This is a genomic window from Streptomyces sp. NPDC005281 (genome assembly GCF_040607495.1).
GTDB lineage: Bacteria > Actinomycetota > Actinomycetes > Streptomycetales > Streptomycetaceae > Streptomyces.
On record NZ_JBEXGX010000001.1, the window covers coordinates 1 to 22,671 of the forward strand.

The window sequence follows — 22,671 nt, forward strand, 5'->3', positions numbered from 1 at the left end:
CTCCGGGCGCTTCCCTTCGGTCTTGCGTTTCCGACTCTATCAGACCGTTTCCGTATCCGATTTCCTCGGTGCTTTCCAGGTAATTCGCTTTCGCGTTTCCCTTTCCGGCGAGTCCGACTCTATCAGATCCTTTCGGGCCTGATTTCCTCGGTGCTTTCAAGGTAATCCGCTCTCGCGTTCCCCTTTTCAGCGACTCCGACTTTATCAGAATCTGTGGGCCGGATTGACCGGCGACCATTTCTGAATCATCAGGAGGGGCTTCTTCTGAATCGACGTGTCGATTGCTTTGAGAAGCGAGCCGACTCTAACCGCCGCCACCGGACGTGTCCAGTTCTAGGCAACTGTTCGAATCTACCTCCCCGAGCGACCCGTGTCAACGAGTTTTCTGGGGTAACGAGAAGGCTAGCAGGTCAGCGGGGGTGCGCGCACATCAGGCGGCCGTCGGGAGAGTGGCGCTGCGCTCGGATGCCGAGACGTCACCGGTCTCGCCGGAGCGTGCCGCGCGACCGCCGAGGACATATACGTACGTGAGAAAGGCCAGCTCAGCGCCGATTCCGATGCCGATGCGGGCCCACGTCGGGAGGCCCGACGGCGTGACGAAGCCTTCGATGGCGCCTGAGACGAAGAGGATCAGCGCCAGACCGATTGCCATCCCCAGCGCGGCGCGGCCCTCTTCAGCGAGTGCCGTCCGGCGGGATCGGGGGCCCGGGTCGATCACGGTCCAGCCCAGCTTCAGTCCCGTGCCCGCGGCGACGAAGACGGCGGTCAGTTCCAGCAGGCCGTGCGGGAGGACGAGCCCGAGGAAGGTGTCGAGACGGCCGGCCGATGACATCAGGCCGATGCCGACGCCCAGGTTGAGCATGTTCTCGAAGAGGATCCAGAGGACCGGCAGGCCCAGGAAGACACCCAGTACCAGGCACATGGCCGCGGCCTCGGCGTTGTTCGTCCACACCTGAGCCGCGAACGCTGCTGCGGGATGGCTGGAGTAGTAGGTCTCGTACTCACCGCCGGGACGAGTGAGGGAACGCAGTTCACCGGGGGCGGCGATCGCGGCCTGGACCTCGGGATGGGTGCCGATCCACCACCCGAGGAGAGCGGCTATCGCCGTGGACAGGAGCGCCGTGGGCACCCACCAGTGTCGGGAGCGATAGACGGCCGCGGGGAATCCGTGCGTCAGGAATCGGGTGACGTCACGCCAGGAGGCCCGGCGGGTGCCCGTCACGGCACTACGCGCGCGTGCCACGAGCTGGCTGAGGCGCCCGGTCAGCTGGGGATCCGGGGCACTGGATTGGATCAGCGAGAGATGGGTTGCGGTTCGCTGGTACAGGGTGACGAGCTCATCGGCCTCCGCCCCGTTCAGACGGCGCTGACGGCGCAGCAGGGCGTCGAGTCTGTCCCACTCGGCACGGTGGGCGGAGACGAAGACGTCGAGGTCCATCGGTTTGCCTGCTCCTCGCTGCGCAACGGGGGCCCATCATGGATGTCAGCTTGTCCTACTGGGGCGCGATGTGCCCTCAGCTTGGCAGACTGGCGGTTGTCGGGGCAGGTCAGGGGAAGGGCGGCGGGCGTGAGTGAGCTGGTGACGGGCGAGGCAGTGGCACTGGAGCTGCGGCCCGCGAAACTGCCGAGCCGGGCGCTTGCCGTGCTGCTCGACCTGGCCGTGGCGGTGGTGGTCTACATCGTCGTGACCATCGGTCTGGTCGCCGCGACTGCCGCGCTGGACGACGCGGCTCAGATCGCCGTCTCGATCGCGAGCTTCCTGCTGGTTCTGGTCGGTGGTCCGATCGCCGTCGAGACGCTCAGTCATGGCCGCTCTCTGGGGAAACTGGCGTGCGGGCTGCGGGTGGTGCGGGACGACGGCGGTCCGATCCGCTTCCGGCACGCTCTGGTGCGCGGTGCCGTGGGGGTGGTCGAGATTCTGATGACGTTCGGGATCGTCGCGTGCATCGCCTCGCTGGTGTCGGAGCGCGGGCGGCGGCTCGGTGACGTGTTCGCGGGGACCCTTGTCGTGCGGGAGCGGATTCCCGAGGGGCGTATGCCGTACGTTCCCGCGCCGCCGCCCTGGCTGGCGGGGCGGTTCGCGGAGCTCGATCTGTCCGCCGTACCGGACGGACTGTGGCTGGCCGTCCGCCAGTACCTGACGCGGATGCGGCAGCTGGATCCGCAGATCGGTGGGGCGATGGCGGAACGGCTCGCCGTGGATCTCGCCGCTCGTACCGGAACTCCCGCGCCGCAAGGGGTGCCGGCGGGCGCGTATCTGGCGGCTGTCGTGCACGAGCGCCAGACCCGGGAGGCCCGTCGGACCTTCGGTGCCGCGACTGGCGGTTTCACGTCCCCGGTACCCGGCGGTCATCCCTTCGCCCAGCCGAGCCCTCCCCCCGGCTACCCGTTCCAGCCCGGCGCCCCTGTCGGCCACCCGTTCCGGCCCAGCTCTCCCGCCGGCCACACCCACCAGCCCGGCGCTCCCGACGGCCACTCCTTCCACCCGGCGCCCGGCGTTCCCGCCGCCCCGCCGGTCCCCGCCGGGTATCCGGACGCGGCTCAGCAGGCCGTGGCGCCGCAGCCGTCCTCGCCGTGGGTCGGCCCGGCCGGCGCGGGCGAGCAGGCGGGACAGGGCGAACGTCCGTCGACCGGCTTCGCGCCGCCCGCCTAGCCGGCCTCGCCGTCGGCTCGGCTCCGGATCAGCGGCCGCTGCGGCTGCGGCTGCGGCTGCGGCTGCGAACGGACCGGCACCGCCGTCAGGTGGGCCGTCAGGTGAACACCGACGGGGGTGATTCGAGGTGCTCCAGTTCGATGCCGGGGGCCGCGAGCACCACGTCTCCCGCGAGGTGCACGGCGTGCTGTTCACCGGTGTCCAGCGCTGTGACCTGGTATTCGTCCACGGTCAGCGGACCGTTGTCAGTGGCGTGCGTTTCGCTTGCGATCAAGGCCCAGGACTGGTCGAGGGTGCGCGGGGCGAGGACCGGGTCGGTGAAGGCGACGAGGCGGACACGGGTCGCGGCAGGGGTGGCGGAAGGGGTGAGGCGAAGGAGGCGGGCGGTGGCGACGAGGAAGGCGGGGGAGGTACCGGTGAAGGCGTGGGCGGGCACATTGCCTTCGGTGGCCTCGGTCCCGGTGGGGTCGGTGCGGACCCAGGTCACACCGTCGAGGGCGGCGCCCTTCACCTGCCAGCCCGCCGCGTGCAGTTCGAGGCGGATGGGGCGGCCCAGATCGTCGAGGGCGAGATCGACGGAGCCGGTGACCGTCGCCGTTCCGGGCTCGGGGAGACCGTCCGGCGCGGTGCCGGACGGGGTGGTGAGCTGGGAGACATAGCGCCAGCCGGAGGGGCCGGGCGCGCAGTGGAAGTGTTCGTCGGCGAGAGGGGTGTGATCGTGCGGATCATGGAGCGAATAGCGGCCGCGGGGCATGGGCGTTCAGGTCCTCATCGGGGACAGGCCCCCGCCGGGACGGCGAGGGCCTGCTGACATCCGGACGCCGAGCGGTGGTACCGCTGCTCGGCGGGTGTGCTCAGTAGCGGTAGTGGTCCGACTTGTACGGGCCCTCGACCTCGACACCGATGTACGAGGCCTGCTCGGGGCGCAGCGTCGTCAGCTTCACGCCGAGCGCGTCGAGGTGGAGACGGGCGACCTTCTCGTCGAGGTGCTTGGGCAGCACGTAGACGTCGGTCGGGTACTCCTCGGGCTTGGTGAACAGCTCGATCTGGGCCAGGGTCTGGTCCGCGAACGAGTTGGACATCACGAAGGACGGGTGGCCGGTCGCGTTGCCCAGGTTCAGCAGGCGGCCCTCCGACAGAAGGATGAGCACCTTGCCGTCGGGGAACTTCCAGGTGTGGACCTGCGGCTTGACCTCGTCCTTGACGATGCCGGGGATCTTCGCGAGGCCGGCCATGTCGATCTCGTTGTCGAAGTGACCGATGTTGCCGACGATCGCCTGGTGCTTCATCTTGGCCATGTCCGAGGCCATGATGATGTCCTTGTTGCCCGTCGTGGTGACGAAGATGTCGGCCTTGTCGATGACCTCGTCGAGGGTCGTGACCTGGTAGCCGTCCATCGCCGCCTGAAGGGCGCAGATCGGGTCGATCTCGGTGATGATCACTCGGGCGCCCTGGCCGCGCAGGGACTCCGCGCAGCCCTTGCCCACGTCGCCGTAGCCGCAGACGACGGCGGTCTTGCCGCCGATCAGGGTGTCGGTGGCGCGGTTGATGCCGTCGATCAGGGAGTGGCGGCAGCCGTACTTGTTGTCGAACTTCGACTTGGTGACGGCGTCGTTGACGTTGATCGCCGGGAACAGGAGGGTGCCGTCGCGGTACATCTCGTACAGGCGGTGGACGCCGGTCGTGGTCTCCTCGGTCACGCCGCGGATCTCCGAGGCGAGCTGGGTCCACTTCTGCGAACCGTTGGTGATCGTGCGGTTGAGGAGTTCGAGGATGACGCGGTGCTCGTCGTTCTCGGCGGTGTCGACCGAGGGGACCTTGCCGTCCTTCTCGTACTGGACACCGTTGTGGACGAGGAGGGTGGCGTCACCGCCGTCGTCCAGGATCATGTTCGGGCCGCCGGTGGGGGTGTTCGGCCAGGTCAGCGCCTGCTCCGTGCACCACCAGTACTCCTCCAGGGTCTCGCCCTTCCAGGCGAAGACCGGGACGCCCTGGGGGTTCTCCGGCGTGCCGTTCGGGCCGACCGCGATGGCGGCGGCTGCGTGGTCCTGGGTGGAGAAGATGTTGCAGGAGGCCCAGCGGACATCGGCACCCAGGGCGACCAGGGTCTCGATGAGGACGGCGGTCTGCACCGTCATGTGCAGGGAGCCGGTGACGCGGGCGCCCGCGAGGGGCTGCGTCTCGGCGTACTCCTTGCGGATCGACATCAGGCCGGGCATCTCGTGCTCGGCGAGGATGATCTCCTTGCGGCCGAAGTCGGCCAGGGAGAGGTCGGCGACCTTGAAGTCCTGTCGGTTGTCGACAGTCGTCATGACGAGCTGCTCCTCGGTATAGGGGCGAGGTGGATAGGGCTGTTCTGCGCGGCGTCGGCACGAACGCGTACCCGACGGGGCATAGACATGCCTCGGCAGGACACGGATGTGCCCGGTGCGCGCAGCGCAGTCCGTCGGAGGCCCTCTCTCCCTCGGCCGGTCCGCGGTGGGACCGCCCGACCGCCATCAGCAGCGACGTCTGGCTCAGTCACCAAGCTACACCGGTGGGCGTGTCCCTCCCCAGTCCGCCTCTGGACGCGAGGGGGTCCTTCGGCCTGAGCGGAGAAGCTCGATGGAGATGCTGGACGGAGGGGCGGCGCGGGAGACGGGCGGAAGTTCGGGGGAAGTTCAGGGGAAGCGCGGACGGGATCGACCTGGCCGGACCTGGAGAAACGGCCTCGGGGCCCGCCCGAGATCTCGGGCGGGCCCCGAGGCCGTACGAGCGAAGGGTGGGTGGTGTCAGTGGTCGGCCGGCGACGGTGTCGGCCCGCCGGGGGTGGCGGCGGGGTCCGGGCCCTTGGCCGCCGCGGCGTCGCTGTAGATGTCCGGCTCCAGGTAGATCACCCGGGCGATCGGGACGGCGGCGCGGATGCGGGCCTCGGCGGCGTCGATCGCCCTGGCCACCTGGGCGGCCGTGTCGTCGTGCTGGACGGCGATCTTCGCGGCGACCAGCAGTTCCTCGGGACCGAGGTGGAGCGTGCGCATGTGGATGATGCCGGTGACGGTGGCGCCGTCGACCATCGCCGCCTCGATCTTCGCAGTGTCCTCCGGGCCCGCCGACTCGCCGAGCAGGAGCGACTTGGTCTCGGCGGCGAGTACCAGGGCGATCATGATGAGCAGGACACCGATGCAGACCGTGCCGATGCCGTCCCAGACGCCGTCGTCCGTGAGGAGCGCGAGGCCGACGCCGCCGAGCGCGAGGACGAGACCGATGAGCGCGCCGAAGTCCTCCAGGAGGACGACCGGCAGCTCGGGGGCCTTGGCGCGGCGGATGAACTGGGACCAGGAGTGCGAGCCGCGCAGCTCGTTGGACTCCTTGATGGCCGTACGGAACGAGAAGCCCTCGGCGACGATCGCGAACAGCAGGACGCCGACCGGCCAGTACCAGTGCTCGATCTGGTGCGGGTGCTTGATCTTCTCGTAGCCCTCGTAGACGGCGAACATGCCACCGACCGAGAACAGGACGATCGAGACGAGGAAGGCGTAGATGTAGCGCTCGCGGCCGTAACCGAACGGGTGTTGCGGGGTCGCCTCGCGCTGGGCCTTCTTGCCGCCGATCAGGAGCAGGGCCTGGTTGCCGGAGTCGGCGAGCGAGTGGACGCCCTCGGCGAGCATCGAGGAGGAGCCGCTGAACGCGAACGCCACGAACTTCGATACCGCGATCGCGAGGTTGGCGCCGAGTGCCGCCACGATCGCTTTGGTGCCGCCTGAAGCGCTCATCTGCTCCTGCTGTCCCTTCGTACGCCGTCCGGACCCCGTTCGTACCCTCGTACCCCCGGTCCGGGCTTTGCCCGCCCTTTGCGGTGGGCCATTCTTGCAGCCCGGTCCGGGGGCGACGCGCCTCAGGTCGGTGCAGTCGTCCCGTCAGGCGACCACTGTCGCACGGAAGATCGTGCCGGACCCGGACACTTCGGCCTTTTCGCCGGCCGGTACGAACACCGAGGTGCCGGGGGTCAGGTCGATGCCGTCGGCTCGTACGGAACCCGAGGTGCAGAGCAGGATCTGCGGGGTCTCGCGGGTGAGGTCGCGCGGAACGGCGCCCTCGGCGACGACGTAACGGGAGAGGCGGAACTCGTCGATGGGCGTCGCGTAGACCTCTTCGCCGTCGGGGGACGCCTCGGGGCGCAGGACACCGGGGTCGCCCGCCTCGAACCGGACCACGCGCAGGAGTTCGGGGACGTCGACGTGCTTGGGCGTAAGACCGCAGCGCAGGACGTTGTCGCTGTTGGCCATGATCTCGACGCCGAGGCCGTTCAGGTACGCGTGCGGGATGCCCGCGCCGAGGAACAGTGCCTCGCCGGGCTGGAGCCTGACGTGGTTCAGGAGCATCGCGGCGATGACGCCGGGGTCGCCCGGGAAGTGGTGGGCGAGACCGGCGTACGGGGCGTAGTCGCCGCCGAGGCGGGCGCAGGCCTCCGTGGTCTCGGCGACCGTACGGGCCATGTCCTCGGGGTCGGCGCTCAGCACGGCCGTGAGGACCTCGCGCAGCGCCGCCTCCTCCGGGTGGGCGCGCAGCAGGTCGACGTAGGGCTTCAGGGAGTCGACGCCGAGGGCGGCGAGGAGTTCGGCGGTCTCCTCGGGGGCGCGGAAGCCGCACAGGCCGTCGAACTCGGTGAGCGCGCAGATCAGTTCGGGCTTGTGGTTGGCGTCCTTGTAGTTGCGGTGCGGGGCGTCGATCGGGACACTCCTGCTCTCCTCGTCCTCGTAGCCCTCCCGCGCCTGTTCGAGGTCGGGGTGCACCTGGACGGAGAGCGGGGCGCCGGCGGCGAGGAGCTTCAGCAGGAACGGGAGCCCGGGGCCGAACCTGGCGACGGCGGCGCGGCCGAGTTCCTTGTCCGGGTCCTCGGCGATCACCTCGTTGAGCGGACCGCGCACTGTGCGCGAGGGCGCGCCCGGGTGGGCGCCCATCCACATCTCCGCCTGCGGTTCGCCGGTCGGCTCCACACCGAGCAGCCGGGGAATGGCGGTGGTCGAGCCCCAGGCGTACGGGCGGACGGTGTTGTCGAGGCGGTCCATCGGTGTCTTCGTCTCCATACGTGCGCGGCGCGGCCCGCTCCGTGCGGGCGCTGTCGGGAAGCGTGGTGTCAGCGGTGCCGGTCGCGGGGTCCGGCGGCGGGCGCCGGGCGCGAGCTCCCGCCCAAGATCAGGCCCCCGAAGCGAGCGCCAGGTAAACGGCGGCGAAATCCGTGATGGCGATCAGTTCGGCGAGGGTCTCCAGTTCGCCGCCCTCCTCGGGTTCGAGTTCGCTGATCGCGGTGTCGTGGCTGAGGGCGAGTTCGCGGGCGGCGGGGGCGGCACTGATCCCGCCGATGGGACGGTCGCGGAGCAGCACCACGCGCGCGTGCAGCGCCTGCGCCTCCGCGACCCGGTCCCGGAAGAAGTCCTCGGGGTCCGCGCCGGCGGCGAGCGCGCCCGCGAGCAGCACGCTGTGCGAGGCGAGCGCCTCGGGGAGTTCGGCGGTGAGCGCGGGGCGGCCCGCGAGTTCGGCGAGCGCGGCGGTGAAGCGGCGGCCGGCCGGGCCCGCCGAGGTGCCCTCCGTCCAGATCACCGGGAGCGCGTCGGCCAGTTCGACGGCGAGCGTCTTGGCCGGGTTGCTGTAGGCCGCGATGGCGGGACCGCAGCGCTCGGCGACGCGGTCGAGGCGGTCGGCGACCTTCTGGAGCGCCTGCGGCGGGGCCGAGACCAGGCCGGTGCGGTCGAGGAGGGCGAGCAGCGGTGTGAGCAGCGCCCAGAGCACGCCGGGTGCCGAGGCGCCCAGGGGTTGTTCGTGGTCGTGCGGGGCGGTGGCCATGGGGACGAAGAGGCCGTGGCTGGCCTGCACCCACTCGGCGAGGAGGGAACCTGCGGGGGCGACGGCGGCGACGGTGCTGCCGCGCCGGTAGGCCTGCTCGATGAGCAGTTCCAGGCCGGGTTCGCTGCCGTCGGGCGTGGCGACCAGCAGGAGGTCGACGGGGCCCGCCCAGCCGGGCAGGTCCCAGCGCAGGGCGCCGCCGGCGGGGGCGACGCCCGTGGGACTGATCCGGGTGAGGGGGCAGCTCGCTCCGGCGAGGGTGCCGAGCAGTTCGGCGACGCCGGTGGCGGCCATGCCGGGGCCCGCGATCATGACGGCGCGCGGGCGGCCGTCCGGATTCAGCTCGGAGATGCCGGCCTCGGTGGCGTGCCGGACCGCGGTGCGCACCCGGGCGCCGGCCTCGGCGGCGCCGCGGAGCAGGGCCCGCCGGTCGGCCCGGGTGAGCGCGTCGGGATCGTCGAGGAGCGATTCGTCGAGCATGGGGTCGGTAGCCTCCGATCGCCGGGGGGCGCTTGCGCGTGAGCCGCCGGGGTCGCTTGCACGGGGTCGCTCGCGCGAGGTGCCGAGCGGCGCTTTGTCGGACCGGGTGCCGGCCGGGATGTGCGCCGGCCGCCGATCGGGACGGCCTCGCCGCCGTCGTCCGTGCGGCGGTGCCGTCGCTCGTCGTCGGGTGTCGTGGCTCGTCGTGGCTCGTTCTCGTGCCTGCCACGCCGTCGGCGTGCCCGCGGGCGGGGCGCCGCCGCCGGCGCCTCGCGTGCGGCGGTCGCGGTGCCACCGTGCGCGAGGCGGACGCGTCGGTTACGCGGGGCGCCGGGCCTCGTCGACCAGGAGTACGGGGATACCGTCGCGGACCGGGTAGGCGAGGCCGCACTCCGCTCCCGTGCAGATCAGCTCGGTGTCCTGCTCCTCCAGAGGGGCATGGCAGGCCGGGCAGGCGAGGATCTCCAGGAGGCCGGCTTCGAGCGGCATGGGGTGTCCTTCCGAAACGGTGGATGCGGCCTGGTCAGGGTACCGCTGCGGGAAGCCGGGTGCCGGGGCGCGCCCACGGTTCGTAGGCGCGCGAAGCGGGTACGTCGGCCTCCGCGGCCGGCACCCCCGTGGGCACCCACGTCGGCACTCCCGTGGGCACCGCCGTGGACGCCCCCGTGGGCACTCCCGTCGGCGCCCGCGTCCGTCCTCTCGTGACCGCGTCCGGCCGACCATGCCGGTCAGACCGGCCGGGCCAACCGGACCGAGCAAGCCCGTCAGGGCGGTCAGGCCGGCCAGGCCGAGCGACCCGGTCAGGCCGAGCAAGCCGGTCAGGGCGACCATGCCGATCAGGCCGACGTGGCTGTGTGCGACGGGATCGGCGGGCCGGAGGTCGCGGGTGCCGGGCCGACCCGGCCCGCCCGGCGGGGCTCAGGCTCTGATGATGTTCAGTACCTCGTCCCGGATCCTTGCCATCGTCGCCTCGTCGCGGGCCTCGGCGTTGAGGCGGAGGAGGGGCTCGGTGTTGGAGGGGCGGACGTTGAACCACGCGTCCTCGAGGGTGACCGTCAGGCCGTCGAGCTCGTCGAGGACGACACCCTCGCGGCCCTCGTAGGCGGTCCTGACGGCGGCGAGGCGGGCCGCCTGGTCGTCGACCTCGGAGTTGATCTCGCCTGAGCCCACGTAGCGGTCGTACTCCGCGACGAGCCCGGAGAGCGGGCCGTCCTGGCCACCGAGGGCGGCGAGGACGTGGAGGGCGGCCAGCATGCCGGTGTCGGCGTTCCAGAAGTCGCGGAAGTAGTAGTGCGCGGAGTGCTCGCCGCCGAAGATCGCGCCCACGGCGGCCATCTCGGCCTTGATGAAGGAGTGGCCGACCCGGGTGCGGACCGGCGTGCCGCCGTGCTCGCGGACGACCTCCGGGACGGACCAGGAGGTGATGAGGTTGTGGATGACCGTGCCGCCGCCGTTCCTGGCCAGTTCGCGGGCGGCGACCAGCGCGGTGATCGCGGACGGGGAGACGGGCTCGCCCCGCTCGTCCACGACGAAGCAGCGGTCGGCGTCTCCGTCGAAGGCGAGGCCGAGGTCGGCGCCCTCCTCGCGGACGCGCTTCCGGAGGTCCACGATGTTCGCCGGGTCGAGCGGGTTGGCCTCGTGGTTCGGGAAGGTGCCGTCCAGTTCGAAGTACATCGGGACGAGTTCCAGCGGCAGACCGGAGAACACGGTCGGCACCGTGTGTCCGCCCATGCCGTTGCCCGCGTCGACGACGACCTTCAGGGGGCGGATCGAGGTCAGGTCGACGAGCGAGCGGAGGTACGCCGCGTAGTCGTCCAACGTGTCCCGCCGCGTGATCGTTCCGGGCGTGGCGTCCGAGGCGGGGGCGCCGGAGTCGAGCCAGGTCTCGGCGAGCCGGCGGATCTCGGCGAGGCCGGTGTCCTGGCCGACGGGGGCCGCGCCGGCCCGGCACATCTTGATGCCGTTGTACTGGGCGGGGTTGTGCGAGGCGGTGAACATGGCGCCGGGCAGGCCGAGCGCGCCCGAGGCGTAGTAGAGCTGGTCCGTGGAGCACAGGCCGATCTCGGTGACGTCGACCCCGTGGGCCGCCGCGCCGCGCGCGAAGGCGCGGGACAGACCGGGGGACGAGGGCCGCATGTCGTGCCCGATCACGATGGCGTCCGCTCCGGTCACCTGGACGAAGGCGGCGCCGAACAGCTCGGCGAGCGGCTCGTCCCACTGGTCCGGGACCACCCCGCGTACGTCGTACGCCTTCACGAGCTGCGACAGATCAGCAGTCACGGCCAACCCTCCAGGAGTCCACTTCGGTCACCCCAAACTACCCGTCCGGCCGACGGCGGGCGGTGCCCCGGCCCGGGCGGGGCGCGTCCCTGCTCAGGGCGGCATCCGGAAGAGGTCCGACGAGCTCCGGGCGTACGGGGCGCGGGCGCGCGCGAGTTCGCGGTGCGGGTGCCGCTCCCCGAGTTCCCCGCCGTGCCCGTGCGGTACGGCGACGAGGACGACGACGCCCGCGAACGAGGCTTCGGTGCGGGCGAGTTGGGCCGAGGCCCGGTTCGAGGCGGCGAACTGGACTGCGGCGAGGGCGACTCCGCGGGCGGCGGCCGGGTGCCCGGGATACCGAAGTGCCGGGTGTGCGGGCCGCCATCCGGTACACCGGGCGGTGTTGACGGTGGTCCACAGGTTGGGGAGGAGGCCGGGCCCGGCGTCCTGAGCGGCGCTGGAGAACTGCCCGGGCCGGGGCATGCCGTGGGTGAGGCGGGCGGCCGGCGAGGCCGTCACAGGGCCAGTCGGGCGCGCCGGGGTTTCGATGGACAGGCAGGGCGGGCGGCGGGGAGAGCGTGGCGTGGAGAACCGCGTGCGGGCGCTGGAGCGCCGCTCAGTTGTCGGGCGAGCGCAGGATCCGCAGGTGGCCGCGGCGCGCGACCTCCATCGGGTCCACCGAGCGGGCGCTGCCGCCGGCCTCCGTCGCGCGCTTTTGCGGACGGGCCGCCTCGCGCACAGCGTTCGCCAGGGCCTCCAGATCGTCGCCGCTGGGACGCGCGGGACCGGAGGAGTCGGCGAGGCGGACGACCTCCCAGCCGCGCGGCGCGGTGAGGCGCTCGGCGTGCTGGGCGCACAGGTCGTAGCAGTGGGGTTCGGCGTAGGTGGCGAGCGGGCCGAGGACCGCGGTCGAGTCGGCGTAGACGTACGTCAGCGTCGCGACGGCGGGACGGCCGCAAGCGGTGCGCGAACAGCGACGTACAAGGCTCACGATGTTGGACGGTACCGCACTCTTGAGCGGGCCGCGACGACTCTCCCCCAGGTCATCCCACCGTGTCGTCCTGTGAGACGCCCCACACGGTCTCCGGGGCATCGGACCCTGACCTGGGGCGACATCGGGTGCCGGGATACCGAACACACCTGAATCCGGTCACCACTTGGTGCGAATCATGTCAATTGCCATGTCAGATACGGTCTTGGAGAGATACGGAATCGAGCTGAATCCTGACCGGAACGGCCATCGGGCGCCATCCGGAAGACAGGCCGTACCGGCGGCCGGCAGTCCGCCCGCCCGTGGGCGACCGGCGCGTGGGGCCGGGCGGCCGGGCCGGGCGGGGACTACTCTTCGTCAGTGATGGACAACCCCGTACCACCCCGCGCCGCAGCAGCCGGTCCCCGTCGACGTGACCGTCACGGCAGGGGCATGCGCGGCCCCGTGGCGCCGCCCCAGGTACCGCTCGCGGCGAGCCGTGCCGAGGTCTTCGCCGACCTCGTGCAGGACTCCGTGGAACGGCTGGAGCGACGCTGGCCGCAGCTCGCGGACATCGACTTCATGGTCATCGAAGTCCCGCGCCTGGAACGCTCGGGCGAGGGCTGGAGCGACGAGGCCGTGCCGCTGGGCGGCACGATCGCGGCGCGCGAGGGGCATCCGGCGCGCGTGGTCGTCTACCGCCGCCCGATCGAGATCCGCACCAAGGGACGCGACGAGCGCGCCGCCCTGGTGCACGAGGTCGTCGTGGAACAGGTCGCGGAACTGCTGGGCCTGACGCCGGAGACGGTCGACCCGCGCTACGACGAGGAGTGAGAGCGGCCCCTCGCGGGGCCGCCCCTGCCAGGGCCGTCAGTGCCGTTCGGACCGGGTGGCTGCGGACCGGGTGCCGGTCGGAACCGGTGCCGGTCGGACCCGGTGCCGGTCCGGATCCGGATCACCGGGCCCTGATCACTGCTTGAGCAGCACCGAGAGGTCCTGTTCGGCGTTCGGCACCGAGACCGTCCCGCGGTCGTCCGGGAGGTTCTGGATGGTGAAGCCGGCGACGCCCTCCTGGGTCGCCGAGAGCATCCGGGAGGCGTAGACCGGGCCCCCGGAGACCGTCTCGACGGTGAGGGCGTACGTGCCCTTGAGACCGCTCGGGACGGGTGCCTCGACGTTCTGGGTGGTCCCGCCCTTGATGGTGAACGTCTTCGAGACGGCCGTACCGCCCCCGCTGCCCGCGGACGCGGTGACCTTGACCGTGGCTCCCCCGCCGGGCGCGGTCACGGCGAGCGTGGACCCCTTGGCGGTGTTGTCGGCGACCGTCGCGCGAGCACCGATCGGAGCGGTGGCCGGGATGAACGCGGTCTCCTGGCCGGCGCCCTTGCCGCGCACCACCCGCAGGGCGGCGACGACCGGCACGGACGTGCCGGTGGGGGTGAGCACCAGGGAGCCCGCCTCGCCCCGGGTGACGTCCCCGAGGTCGACGGCGGAGGTCATGCCGGCCTTCACGTGCAGCGTCTCGTTGCCCGCCGGGGTGATGGTCCCCGAGGGGGAGGCGAGCCGGACCTTCAGGTCGGCGTCCGTGTCACCCGGCGCGAAGACGACCAGGCGCACGGAGGTGGCGTCCTTGGGGATGCCCGGCATGACGAGACTGTCCGCCGGGTCGGTGGAGGCGGCCAGCCAGTCGCCGCCGTTCTTGGCGTCCAGTGCCTGTACGGCGGCCCCGACCCGGCCGCTGCGGACCTTCACGTGCACGGTGAGGTCGTTCTGCGGATCGCCGGCGAGCGTGTTCAGCAGGATCGGTTCGCTGGCGTGCGCCTGGACCGTGATCCCGTCGGCCACCGTGGACTTGAGGGTGCCGTCCTTGCCGTACAGATCGATGTCGACGACCGCCGCCGCGTCGTCCGGGTTCGTCAGGTGCACATAATCGGTGCGCTGGGCCGCGGTGCTGGCGCCCGGGAACCAGAACTCGGTGTCGGGCGCGGTGCAGTTGGTGCCGAGCAGGCCTCGTCCGGCGCCCGCGGCGACCTCGGTGGTCTCCTGGACCGTCCAGCCGGGCGCGAACTTGCCCGACGCGAGGCCGACGAGCGCGGGAGCGTCGGCGCCCGAGATGTCGCCGGCCGCCGGTTTGCCTGGCTCCTTGGGCTGGACGACGGGCTTGGCGGACTTGGCCGTCTTGGTGCCGCTCTTCTTGCCGCCGGCCGAGCCGGTCCCGTCGGCCGACTCCTGGGTGGCGGACTGGAGTTGAGCCTTTCCGCCGGAGCTCGCGCCCTCCACGACGGGCGTGAAGGACGTGTACACGGTGTCCGCGATGTCGGAGGTGCTCGGCTGCGGGCACAGCAGGCTGGTCCGCTCCACGGGCAGCCGCGCCGCCGCGGCGGCCGTGCTGCTGCCGGTGGTGCCGGGCGGCTTGAGGGTCGCGAACCCGGTGACGGCGGCGAGCGCGGTCGCAGCGGCGATCAGGGACAGGGTGGTGCGGTTCACTGATGGCTCCCGTCGGGGCGCTCACTGTCGTTGCCGTGCGGCCGCGTGGGGTCGTACGCCGGGTCGTAGCCCTGCTCGCCCGTCTCGTAGCCCTGGCCCCGGGAATCGAAGGGTCTGCCGTTCGCGTCGTAGCCCTGGCCGTAGTTCTGGTCGTACGCCGCCGTGCCTCCGTAGGCGTACGGGTCGTACTGGCCGCCCTGGTAGGCATCCGGCTGGTAGGGCTGCTCGTAGGTCTCCGCCGGGTACCCCGGCCGACCCTCGTACCGCTCGCCGCCGTAGGTGTCGTACTCGGCGTTCGCGTAGCTCGGGCTGTCCCATTCGCCGTACGACTGCTGATGCGGGACGGAGACGGCCGGGACCTCCTGGTCCTCGTCCTCGTCCTCGCCCGTGCCGACGGGGAACCCGCCGTCGAGGTCCGGGTCCTCGTCCTGCTGCCCGGACTCCGCCTCGGCCTCGGCCTGGGCGCGCAGACGGCGGGCACGACGGCCGTCGCCGGTCATGTCCTCCGCGGTCACGGGCTGCTGCTCCTCCTCGGGGAGGTCGTCGTCGACGTCCCGGCGCCGCCCGGGGAGGGCGAGCACCACGAGCACGAGGGCGAGGGCACCCTGGGCCCACAGCCAGGCCGTGTGGCTCAGGGGCGCGTCGAAGGTGATGTCCAGCCTGCCGCCTCCGGCGGGCAGCTGGAACCCCTGGGCCCAGCCGTCGACCGTGGTACGGGTGAGCGGCCTGCCGTCCAGGGCCGCCGTCCAGCCGGGGTCGGCGCTGTCGGCCAGGCGCAGGACGCGGCCGTCGGAGCCGGTGGGAATCGTGGTGTGCACCTCGACAGGGCCGGCGGCGATGGCCTCAGGGGCGCCGGACGCGGGAACGATCGCGGCACGTGAGACCTGCTGGTCGACGCGCCACAGGGCGCTGCCGTCCTGCTGGCTCAGCCGGGACAGGCCCGTGGTGGCGTCCAGGACGCGGCTCACCTCGCGCGGCGCGCCCTTGCGGACCAGGACGTAGCGCACGGCGAAGCCGCCGAGTTCGTCGGCCTGGTCGGCGCCGGACCCCGCCACGAGGTTGGCGACGACCTTGTCGAGCTTCTTGTTCTCCCCGCCCGTCGAGGCGAGTTCGGCGTCCCCGAGACGGGCGCCGGAGCCTCGGACGAGGACGTAGCCGACCTTGGCGGCCGAAGGGCTGTCGAGGACGAGGGTGCGGGCCTGGTCGCGGGTGCCGCTCTCCTCGGCGACGAACGCGGGCACCTGCACCGGGTCGCGGCGCTCCACGGGCCCATCGGCGCCGCGGATGATCCATCCGGCGGCGACGAGCAGCGGACCCGCGGCGCAGGCGAAGGCGATGAGCGCGGCCACCGGCTGACGCCAGCCGAAGCTCTGCTCGGCCACGCGCGCGCGTGCCCCGTCGGAGCCGACGGCGGCGGCGGCGAGCAGCGCGAGGCCGTACACGAGGGTCGCGGGTCCCGCCCAGGTGGAGCGGTTGGACAGGGCGGCGAAGACGAGTGCCACGACGGCGATGACCCAGGCGGTCCGGATCCCCGCCTGGCGCTCGGAGCGCAGCAGGGCGGCGAGCGCGGCGAGCACGATGCCGAAGAGCATCAGTCCGCTGACGGTGCCGGGCCCGCCGGGGCCGGCGCTGAGCAGGTCGAGCGCGGAGGCCGCGCCGGTGCCGTAGTCCAGGCCGGCCTGCTTGAAGAAGCCGAACGGCAGCAGGGTCAGCGACCAGGGGGCGAGGACCAGCAGCGGAGTGCCGAGCTGGGCCAGGAATCGCAGGCCGTAGGCGGGGATCTCCCTGCGGCGCACCACGAGGAGAGCGACGCCGAGGACCAGCGCGATGGGCCACACGATCGGGGTGAAGGCCGTGGTGAAGGTCAGCAGCAGGGCGTACGCCCAGGTCGCGCGCCAGCTGCCGCGGGACCGGGAGCCGTTCGCGAGGCCGCTCGCCGCGATGCCCGCGCGCGCGATGAGCGGCAGCAGGATCGCGAGGACGGCGGTGCCGATGCGGCCGCCGGCGAGCGCGCCGGTGGCGGCGGGCAGGAAGGCGTAGGCGACGGACGCCCAGGCGCGCAGGAGGCGGGACTCGACCAGGGGGCGCGAGGCGAAGTACGCAGCGAAGCCGGCCAGCGGCACGGATCCGACGAGGAGGACGGTGACCGCGAGCCCGGCGGAGCCGAGGAGCACGGAGGCCAGCAGCGCGACGAGCGCGAGGTAGGGCGGGGCGGACCCGGTGGAGCCCGCGCCGACCGGATGCCAGCCGTCGAGGTAACGCGCCCACAGTTCGGAGGCGTCGGCCGGGGCGGGCAGCAGCGCGCCGCCCGCGAGGGCCCCGCCGCCGAGCAGCTGACGGCACGCGAGGAGCGAGACGAACAGGAGCACCAGGAAGAGCATCGGGCCGGGGTTGCGCGCGATGCGCTTGATCCGGGAGAACTGCTCGATCTCCAGGAAGTCTCCGTCGTCACCGCCGGGGCCGGACTCGACGGCGCCTCCGTGGCGTCCGGCGCCCGTGGTGAGCTCGGCGTCGGAGCCGCTCGTCAGATTGCCGGCGAACTGCTCGAAGGTGGCCCGCACGGTGGCGCCCGGGGGCGGGAAGAGGGGGCGCAGCTCGCCCTTGTCGACCTGCGGGCGGCCTCGCCTGTTCCGCCCGGCGATGATCCGCTCGGGGCGCAGCAGGACGCTGAGGAGGCCGCGGATCTCGTCGACGGCCTGTCCGGGGACCTTGCCCACGAGGTACGCGACCGTGCGGACAAGGGTGCCGAGGACGAGGCGGATCAGGATCCAGGGGAGCTGCGCGGTACGGGCGTTGACGAGGAGGGTGTAGACGGCGCCCGCTTTGTCGACCCTGTGCGGGGACGCGGCGGTGCGGCCCACGCAGTCGACGGCGCGGCGCTCGCGGGAGGACGCCTCGGCGTGCCGTACGACGGCTTCGGGGGCGACGAGGACCCGGTGGCCCGCGGCCTGGGCCCGCCAGCACAGGTCGACGTCGTCGCGCATGAGGGGCAGCCGGCGGTCGAAGCCGCCGAGCTCCTCGAAGACCTCGCGGCGGATGAGCATTCCGGCAGTGGACACGGACAGGACGGGGTGGACGTGGTCGTGCTGTCCCTGGTCCTGCTCGCGTCGGTCCAGACCGGTCCAGCGGCGGCCCGAGTTGGCGATGGTGACGCCGACTTCGAGGAGCGCTCTGCGGTCGTACCAGCCGCGGAGCTTGGGGCCGACGACGGCCACGTCCTGGCCGAGCTCCTGCTCGTTCTCCACGACGCGCAGCATCTGCGCCAGGGCGTCGGGCTCCGGGGCGCTGTCGTCGTGCAGCAGCCAGAGCCACTGCTCGGGCTCGCCGTGCGGGAGGTCGGGCAGGTCGTAGGTGTCGTCGCGCCAGCTGCGGGTGACGGGGTCCCAGCCGCTCGGACGCTTGAGGTAGGGCAGGTCGTCCGGGGTCAGCTCGGGGGCGGTGCGCGACACCTCCTCGACGGCCTGGCCGAAGCCGGTGCGCCGGGCCAGGTGCAGCACGCGGTCGGCGCCGAGCGCCTCGGTGAGCAGCTGGGCGGATTCGTCCGCGCTGCCGGTGTCGGCCGCCACCGCGTTCTGCACGGGGCGGTCCTGGCCGAGCAGCCCGGCGAGCGCCTGCGGCAGCCAGCGGGCGCCGTCGTGGGAGACGAGCACCGCGGTCACTACATGGCGCGGGAACTCAGGGGCGGCAGCGGCGTCGTTACTGGCTGCCGAAAGGCTGTGCACGGACATCGAGGTACGGGCCCCGGTTCGATGGACTGCGGTGGACGTCTGTGTCCGGCGGGGACAGCGGGACGTCTCGGACGAGGGCCCACACTAACGGCTGGGAATGACGGCGGCCCGCCGCCTGTGGATAACCCACGTGCGACGGGCCGTTCCTTACGTAAGAGTGTGTGCCGTTTGGTCGGTGGCACCCGCGGGTGCGGACCGGTGTTCCGAGTCCGCTTCTCCGCGCGACCGCTTTCAGACGGCGGCCTTCTTCAGACGGCGCCGTTCCCGTTCGGACAGACCGCCCCAGATGCCGAACCGTTCGTCGTTGGCGAGCGCGTATTCGAGGCACTCGGAGCGGACCTCGCAGGCGAGGCAGACCTTCTTGGCCTCGCGGGTGGAGCCGCCCTTCTCCGGGAAGAACGACTCGGGGTCGGTCTGGGCGCACAGCGCGCGCTCCTGCCAGCCGAGTTCCTCGTCCGCGTCGTCGACCAGCAGTTGCTGCACCAGCTCGGTCATGTGCGCCCCTCGTCTGTCTTTCGCGTCCCCGTGATGCTGCCGTCACCGATTCCGGCTGAACGACACGAGTGAAATTACAAGTGTGCCGATCCGGGCCAGTCAAGCCGAGATCTGCTATTGGGCCCCTTATTCACTCTGCGGAACCAAGGCTATGCGGAAAGTGTTCAAATCGGCATAAACCCTGACAGCCCAAGAGGTCCAGGTCAGACGCCCGCCCCTCACAGAGGAGGACGACCAGGCGTTCGATCTCGTTCCGCCGCAGACCCCGATGCGAATCGGATCACATTTGGATCACGGGTCCGCGGTGAGGTTTGTTCACCCGGTTGTGCGCCATGTGTCCGGGGAGCCCACTGAACAAACCTTTCGCCTGCCAGATGAACCGGATGAGGTGAAACATCTTCCACATACCGGACATGCAGTTGACAGTCGAGGTGTGAACCGGTGTTCTTGTGGGCATGTTCGCGCACTTGGCACTCACCTCGACCCGCACCGCGGAGTCCCTCGGTGCTGCCCGCGCGCGCTGTAGCTGTTGTTGCTGTTCCAGCTGTTGAGCCCTACCGCGCTCCGGCTGCCTCGCCGCCACTGAGGCGAATCCCCGCCCCTCACCGGGGCCACCGCCCGCACCAGGGCTCTCCCCGCTCCCCAGGGCGGAATCCCCGCTCGCGACCCGGGCGGAAACGGCCAGCGACACCCCAGCACTCACCCGCCGAGGAACCACCGCATCCATGAACAGCGACAGCGACCTCCAGATCGCCGGCGACATCCTCGAAGTCCCGCACCTGCTCCAGCCGCCGCGCGAACACCCCTCCACCGTGGCCGAGTTCGCCGGCCTGGCGCGCTCCATCGCCGCCGACCGCTCCCAGTGGGAACACCTCGTCCGCTACGACGCCGCCTCGCGCTGGTACCACCGGCTGCGCACGGGACCCGGCTACGAGGTGTGGCTCCTGTCCTGGGTGCCCGGGCAGGGCAGTGGACCGCACGACCACGGCGGCTCCTCCGGCGTACTGACCGTCCTGGACGGCGCGCTGACCGAGCACACCGAGCGGGGCACGCGCGCCCTGGGCTCCGGCGCACAGCGGGTGTTCGCGCCCGGCTACGTCCACGAGGTCGTCAACGACTCGCTCGAACCGGCCGTCAGCCTGCACGTCTATTACCCGGGTCTCACCGAGATGCCGATGCACTCCGCACGTTGCGCGGTCGCCGAAACCGTGTGACGCGTTCGCTCCGTCGAGCGGCCTGCGGTCACCGGGGTCCCGTAACCGGCTGACACGTTGTCGTAGCCGCCTGCGAGACTGAACCCCATGCGCATTGTGGTTCTGGCAGGCGGCATCGGTGGTGCACGGTTCCTGCGTGGTCTCCAGCGGGCCGTGCCGGACGCGGACATCACGGTCATCGGCAACACCGGCGACGACATCCACCTCTTCGGGCTGAAGGTCTGCCCGGACCTCGACACGGTGATGTACACGCTCGGCGGCGGCATCAACGAGGAGCAGGGCTGGGGGCGGGCCGACGAGACCTTCCGCCTGAAGGAGGAGCTCGCGGCGTACGGAATCGGACCCGAGTGGTTCGGGCTCGGCGACCGCGACTTCGCGACGCACATCGTGCGGACGCAGATGATCGGCGCGGGCTATCCGCTCAGCGCCGTCACGGAGGCGCTGTGCGACCGGTGGAAGCCGGGCGTGCGCCTCATCCCCATGTCCGACGACCGTGTCGAGACCCATGTCGCCGTCACGCTGCCGGAGGGCGACCCCGCCGGGGCCGCGGGCGAGCGCAAGGTGATCCATTTCCAGGAGTACTGGGTCCGGCTGCGGGCCTCCGTGCCGGCCGAGGCGATCGTGCCGGTCGGCGCCGAGCAGGCGAAGCCCGCTCCCGGGGTGCTGGAGGCCATCGCGGAGGCGGACGTCATCCTCTTCCCGCCGTCCAACCCCGTGGTCTCCGTCGGCACCATCCTCGCCGTGCCCGGCATCCGCGAGGCCATCGCCGAGGCGGGCGTCCCGGTCGTCGGCCTCTCCCCCATCGTCGGTGACGCGCCCGTGCGCGGCATGGCCGACAAGGTCCTGGCCGCGGTGGGCGTCGAGTCCACCGCCGCCGCGGTCGCCGAGCACTACGGCTCGGGCCTCCTGGACGGCTGGCTCGTCGACACGGTCGACGCCTCTGCCGTGGAGCGCGTCGAGACGGCCGGCATCCGCTGCCGGGCCGTACCGCTGATGATGTCCGACCTCGACGCGACGGCACGGATGGCGCGGGAAGCGCTGGCCCTGGCGGAGGAGGTGCGGACGTCGTGAGCATCCTGGACACGGCGGGGCCCGGCGACGCGGAGCACGCGGGAGGACATGCCGGCGGGGAGCACCGGGAGCGGCCGTACGGCACGGGCTACCGGGTCTGGGCGCTGGACGGGCTTCCCGAGGTACGGCCGGGGGACGACCTGGCGAAGCTCCTCGCGGCAGCCGAGCCCGGACTCGTGGACGGGGACGTGCTGCTCGTCACCTCCAAGATCGTGTCGAAGGCCGAGGGGCGGATCGTCGAGGCCGCCGACCGGGAGGCCGCCATCGACGCCGAGACCGTCCGGGTCGTGGCGCGGCGCGGCGCGCTGCGGATCGTCGAGAACCGGCAGGGTCTCGTGATGGCGGCCGCCGGGGTCGACGCCTCCAACACCCCCGCCGGGACCGTGCTGTTGCTGCCCGAGGACCCCGACGCCTCCGCGCGGGCGATCCGCGCGGGGCTGCGGGACGCCCTCGGGGTCGACGTCGGCGTCGTGATCACGGACACGTTCGGGCGGCCCTGGCGCACCGGGCTCACCGACGTCGCCATCGGCGCCGCGGGCGTCCAGGTGCTGGACGACCTGCGCGGTCTCACCGACGCGCACGGCAATCCGCTGAGCGCGACCGTCGTCGCGACGGCCGACGAGCTCGCCGCCGCCGGTGACCTGGTCAAGGGCAAGTCCTCCGGGCTGCCCGTCGCCGTGGTGCGCGGGCTGGCGCACCTCGTGGCCGAGGGGGACGGCACGGGGGCGCGGGCGATGGTGCGCGACGCGCGTGACGACATGTTCCGTCTCGGCACCTCGGAGGCCGTACGAGAGGCCGTGACCCAGCGGCGTACGGTACGGGCCTTCACCGACGAGCCCGTCGACCCCGGCGCCGTACGCCGTGCGGTCGCGGCGGCGGTGACCGCGCCCGCGCCGCACCACACCACGCCCTGGCGGTTCGTGCTCCTGGAGTCGGAGGAGTCGCGGACTCGGCTGCTCGACGCCATGCGGGACGCCTGGATCGCGGATCTGCGGCGCGACGGCAAGAGCGAGGAGTCCATCGCCAAGCGGGTCCGCCGGGGTGACGTGCTGCGCGCCGCGCCGTACCTCGTGGTGCCGTGTCTGGTCATGGACGGGTCGCACACGTACGGCGACGCACGGCGGGACGGCGCCGAGCGCGAGATGTTCGTGGTCGCCACCGGGGCTGGCGTGCAGAACTTCCTGGTCGCGCTGGCCGGTGAGCGGCTGGGCTCCGCGTGGGTGTCGTCGACGATGTTCTGCCGTGACGTCGTACGCGAGGCGCTGGAGCTGCCGGACGACTGGGACCCGATGGGGGCCGTGGCCGTCGGACACGCGGCGGAGGAGCCGAGAACCCGGCCCGAGCGGGAGGCGGCGGCCTTCATCGCCGTGCGGTGATCGGGCGGGGGCGCCTTTGCGGGCGGTGGTGGGTGCCCTTGCGTCGGTCGTGAGCGCTGCTCGGCCTGGCGGGGGCGCCTTTCCCGTCGGTCGCGGGTGACCTTGCGCCGGTCGT

Annotated in this window: 18 protein-coding genes; 5 read left to right on the plus strand and 13 right to left on the minus strand. The window is 72.1% G+C overall.

Features of this window, described 5'->3' with window-relative positions:
* Nucleotides 1–430: 430 nt before the first annotated feature.
* Nucleotides 431–1,438, minus strand: coding sequence for a stage II sporulation protein M (locus ABZV42_RS00005; RefSeq protein WP_355989736.1), 1,008 nt, complete (start codon nt 1,436–1,438; stop codon nt 431–433).
* Nucleotides 1,439–1,567: 129 nt separating this feature from the next.
* Between ABZV42_RS00005 and ABZV42_RS00010 the strand changes: the two genes are divergently transcribed.
* A complete protein-coding gene (locus ABZV42_RS00010; protein WP_356050523.1) occupies nt 1,568–2,653 on the plus strand; it encodes an RDD family protein in 1,086 nt (361 codons plus the stop codon).
* Between the two features lie 97 nt (nt 2,654–2,750).
* Here the strand turns inward: ABZV42_RS00010 and ABZV42_RS00015 are convergent, their stop codons facing one another.
* The 9 genes from ABZV42_RS00015 to ABZV42_RS00055 form a co-directional block, all read right to left on the minus strand.
* Complete coding sequence (locus ABZV42_RS00015; RefSeq protein WP_355989740.1) at nt 2,751–3,407, minus strand: hypothetical protein; 657 nt, start codon at nt 3,405–3,407, stop codon at nt 2,751–2,753.
* A gap of 100 nt (nt 3,408–3,507) precedes the next feature.
* On the minus strand, nt 3,508–4,965 hold the full coding sequence (gene ahcY / locus ABZV42_RS00020) for an adenosylhomocysteinase (protein ID WP_355989742.1): 1,458 nt from the start codon (nt 4,963–4,965) through the stop codon (nt 3,508–3,510).
* Between the two features lie 459 nt (nt 4,966–5,424).
* Nucleotides 5,425–6,405 (minus strand): cation diffusion facilitator family transporter, encoded by a 981-nt coding sequence (locus ABZV42_RS00025; protein ID WP_355989744.1) that lies wholly within the window; start codon nt 6,403–6,405, stop codon nt 5,425–5,427.
* Between the two features lie 144 nt (nt 6,406–6,549).
* Nucleotides 6,550–7,701 (minus strand): mannose-6-phosphate isomerase, class I, encoded by a 1,152-nt coding sequence (gene manA, locus ABZV42_RS00030; protein ID WP_356050524.1) that lies wholly within the window; start codon nt 7,699–7,701, stop codon nt 6,550–6,552.
* Nucleotides 7,702–7,828: 127 nt separating this feature from the next.
* A complete protein-coding gene (locus ABZV42_RS00035) occupies nt 7,829–8,956 on the minus strand; it encodes an SIS domain-containing protein (RefSeq protein ID WP_355989748.1) in 1,128 nt (375 codons plus the stop codon).
* A gap of 318 nt (nt 8,957–9,274) precedes the next feature.
* Nucleotides 9,275–9,445 (minus strand): Trm112 family protein, encoded by a 171-nt coding sequence (locus tag ABZV42_RS00040; RefSeq protein ID WP_355989749.1) that lies wholly within the window; start codon nt 9,443–9,445, stop codon nt 9,275–9,277.
* Between the two features lie 429 nt (nt 9,446–9,874).
* Entirely contained in the window at nt 9,875–11,236 is a 1,362-nt protein-coding gene (locus ABZV42_RS00045; RefSeq protein ID WP_355989751.1) for a phosphomannomutase/phosphoglucomutase, read from the minus strand.
* Nucleotides 11,237–11,329: 93 nt separating this feature from the next.
* A complete protein-coding gene (locus tag ABZV42_RS00050; RefSeq protein WP_356050525.1) occupies nt 11,330–11,734 on the minus strand; it encodes a hypothetical protein in 405 nt (134 codons plus the stop codon).
* Between the two features lie 97 nt (nt 11,735–11,831).
* Complete coding sequence (locus ABZV42_RS00055; RefSeq protein ID WP_356050526.1) at nt 11,832–12,308, minus strand: DUF3499 domain-containing protein; 477 nt, start codon at nt 12,306–12,308, stop codon at nt 11,832–11,834.
* 261 nt (nt 12,309–12,569) lie between these two features.
* Here ABZV42_RS00055 and ABZV42_RS00060 point away from each other — a divergent pair, with 261 nt between their 5' ends.
* On the plus strand, nt 12,570–13,019 hold the full coding sequence (locus ABZV42_RS00060) for a metallopeptidase family protein (RefSeq protein WP_355989778.1): 450 nt from the start codon (nt 12,570–12,572) through the stop codon (nt 13,017–13,019).
* 135 nt (nt 13,020–13,154) lie between these two features.
* Here ABZV42_RS00060 and ABZV42_RS00065 read toward each other — a convergent pair whose 3' ends face one another.
* The 3 genes from ABZV42_RS00065 to ABZV42_RS00075 all read right to left on the minus strand — a co-directional run bounded on the left by ABZV42_RS00065 (nt 13,155) and on the right by ABZV42_RS00075 (nt 18,895).
* The gene (locus ABZV42_RS00065) at nt 13,155–14,672 is read right to left on the minus strand and encodes a DUF5719 family protein (RefSeq protein WP_356050527.1); all 1,518 of its coding nucleotides are present in this window, start codon (nt 14,670–14,672) and stop codon (nt 13,155–13,157) included.
* Nucleotides 14,669–18,400 (minus strand): glycosyltransferase, encoded by a 3,732-nt coding sequence (locus ABZV42_RS00070; protein WP_355989757.1) that lies wholly within the window; start codon nt 18,398–18,400, stop codon nt 14,669–14,671. Before ABZV42_RS00070 ends, ABZV42_RS00065 begins: the two co-directional genes overlap by 4 nt.
* A gap of 231 nt (nt 18,401–18,631) precedes the next feature.
* Nucleotides 18,632–18,895 carry a WhiB family transcriptional regulator gene (locus ABZV42_RS00075; protein ID WP_003975777.1) on the minus strand — a complete coding sequence of 88 codons (264 nt, stop codon included), beginning with the start codon at nt 18,893–18,895 and terminating at the stop codon, nt 18,632–18,634.
* A gap of 725 nt (nt 18,896–19,620) precedes the next feature.
* Here ABZV42_RS00075 and ABZV42_RS00080 point away from each other — a divergent pair.
* From ABZV42_RS00080 to ABZV42_RS00090, 3 genes are all read left to right on the plus strand, one after another.
* On the plus strand, nt 19,621–20,109 hold the full coding sequence (locus tag ABZV42_RS00080; protein ID WP_355989758.1) for a cysteine dioxygenase family protein: 489 nt from the start codon (nt 19,621–19,623) through the stop codon (nt 20,107–20,109).
* Nucleotides 20,110–20,196: 87 nt separating this feature from the next.
* A complete protein-coding gene (gene cofD, locus ABZV42_RS00085; RefSeq protein ID WP_355989760.1) occupies nt 20,197–21,180 on the plus strand; it encodes a 2-phospho-L-lactate transferase in 984 nt (327 codons plus the stop codon).
* Nucleotides 21,177–22,556, plus strand: coding sequence for a coenzyme F420-0:L-glutamate ligase (locus tag ABZV42_RS00090; protein ID WP_356050528.1), 1,380 nt, complete (start codon nt 21,177–21,179; stop codon nt 22,554–22,556). The genes cofD and ABZV42_RS00090 overlap by 4 nt, the downstream gene beginning before the upstream one ends.
* Nucleotides 22,557–22,671: the final 115 nt, after the last annotated feature.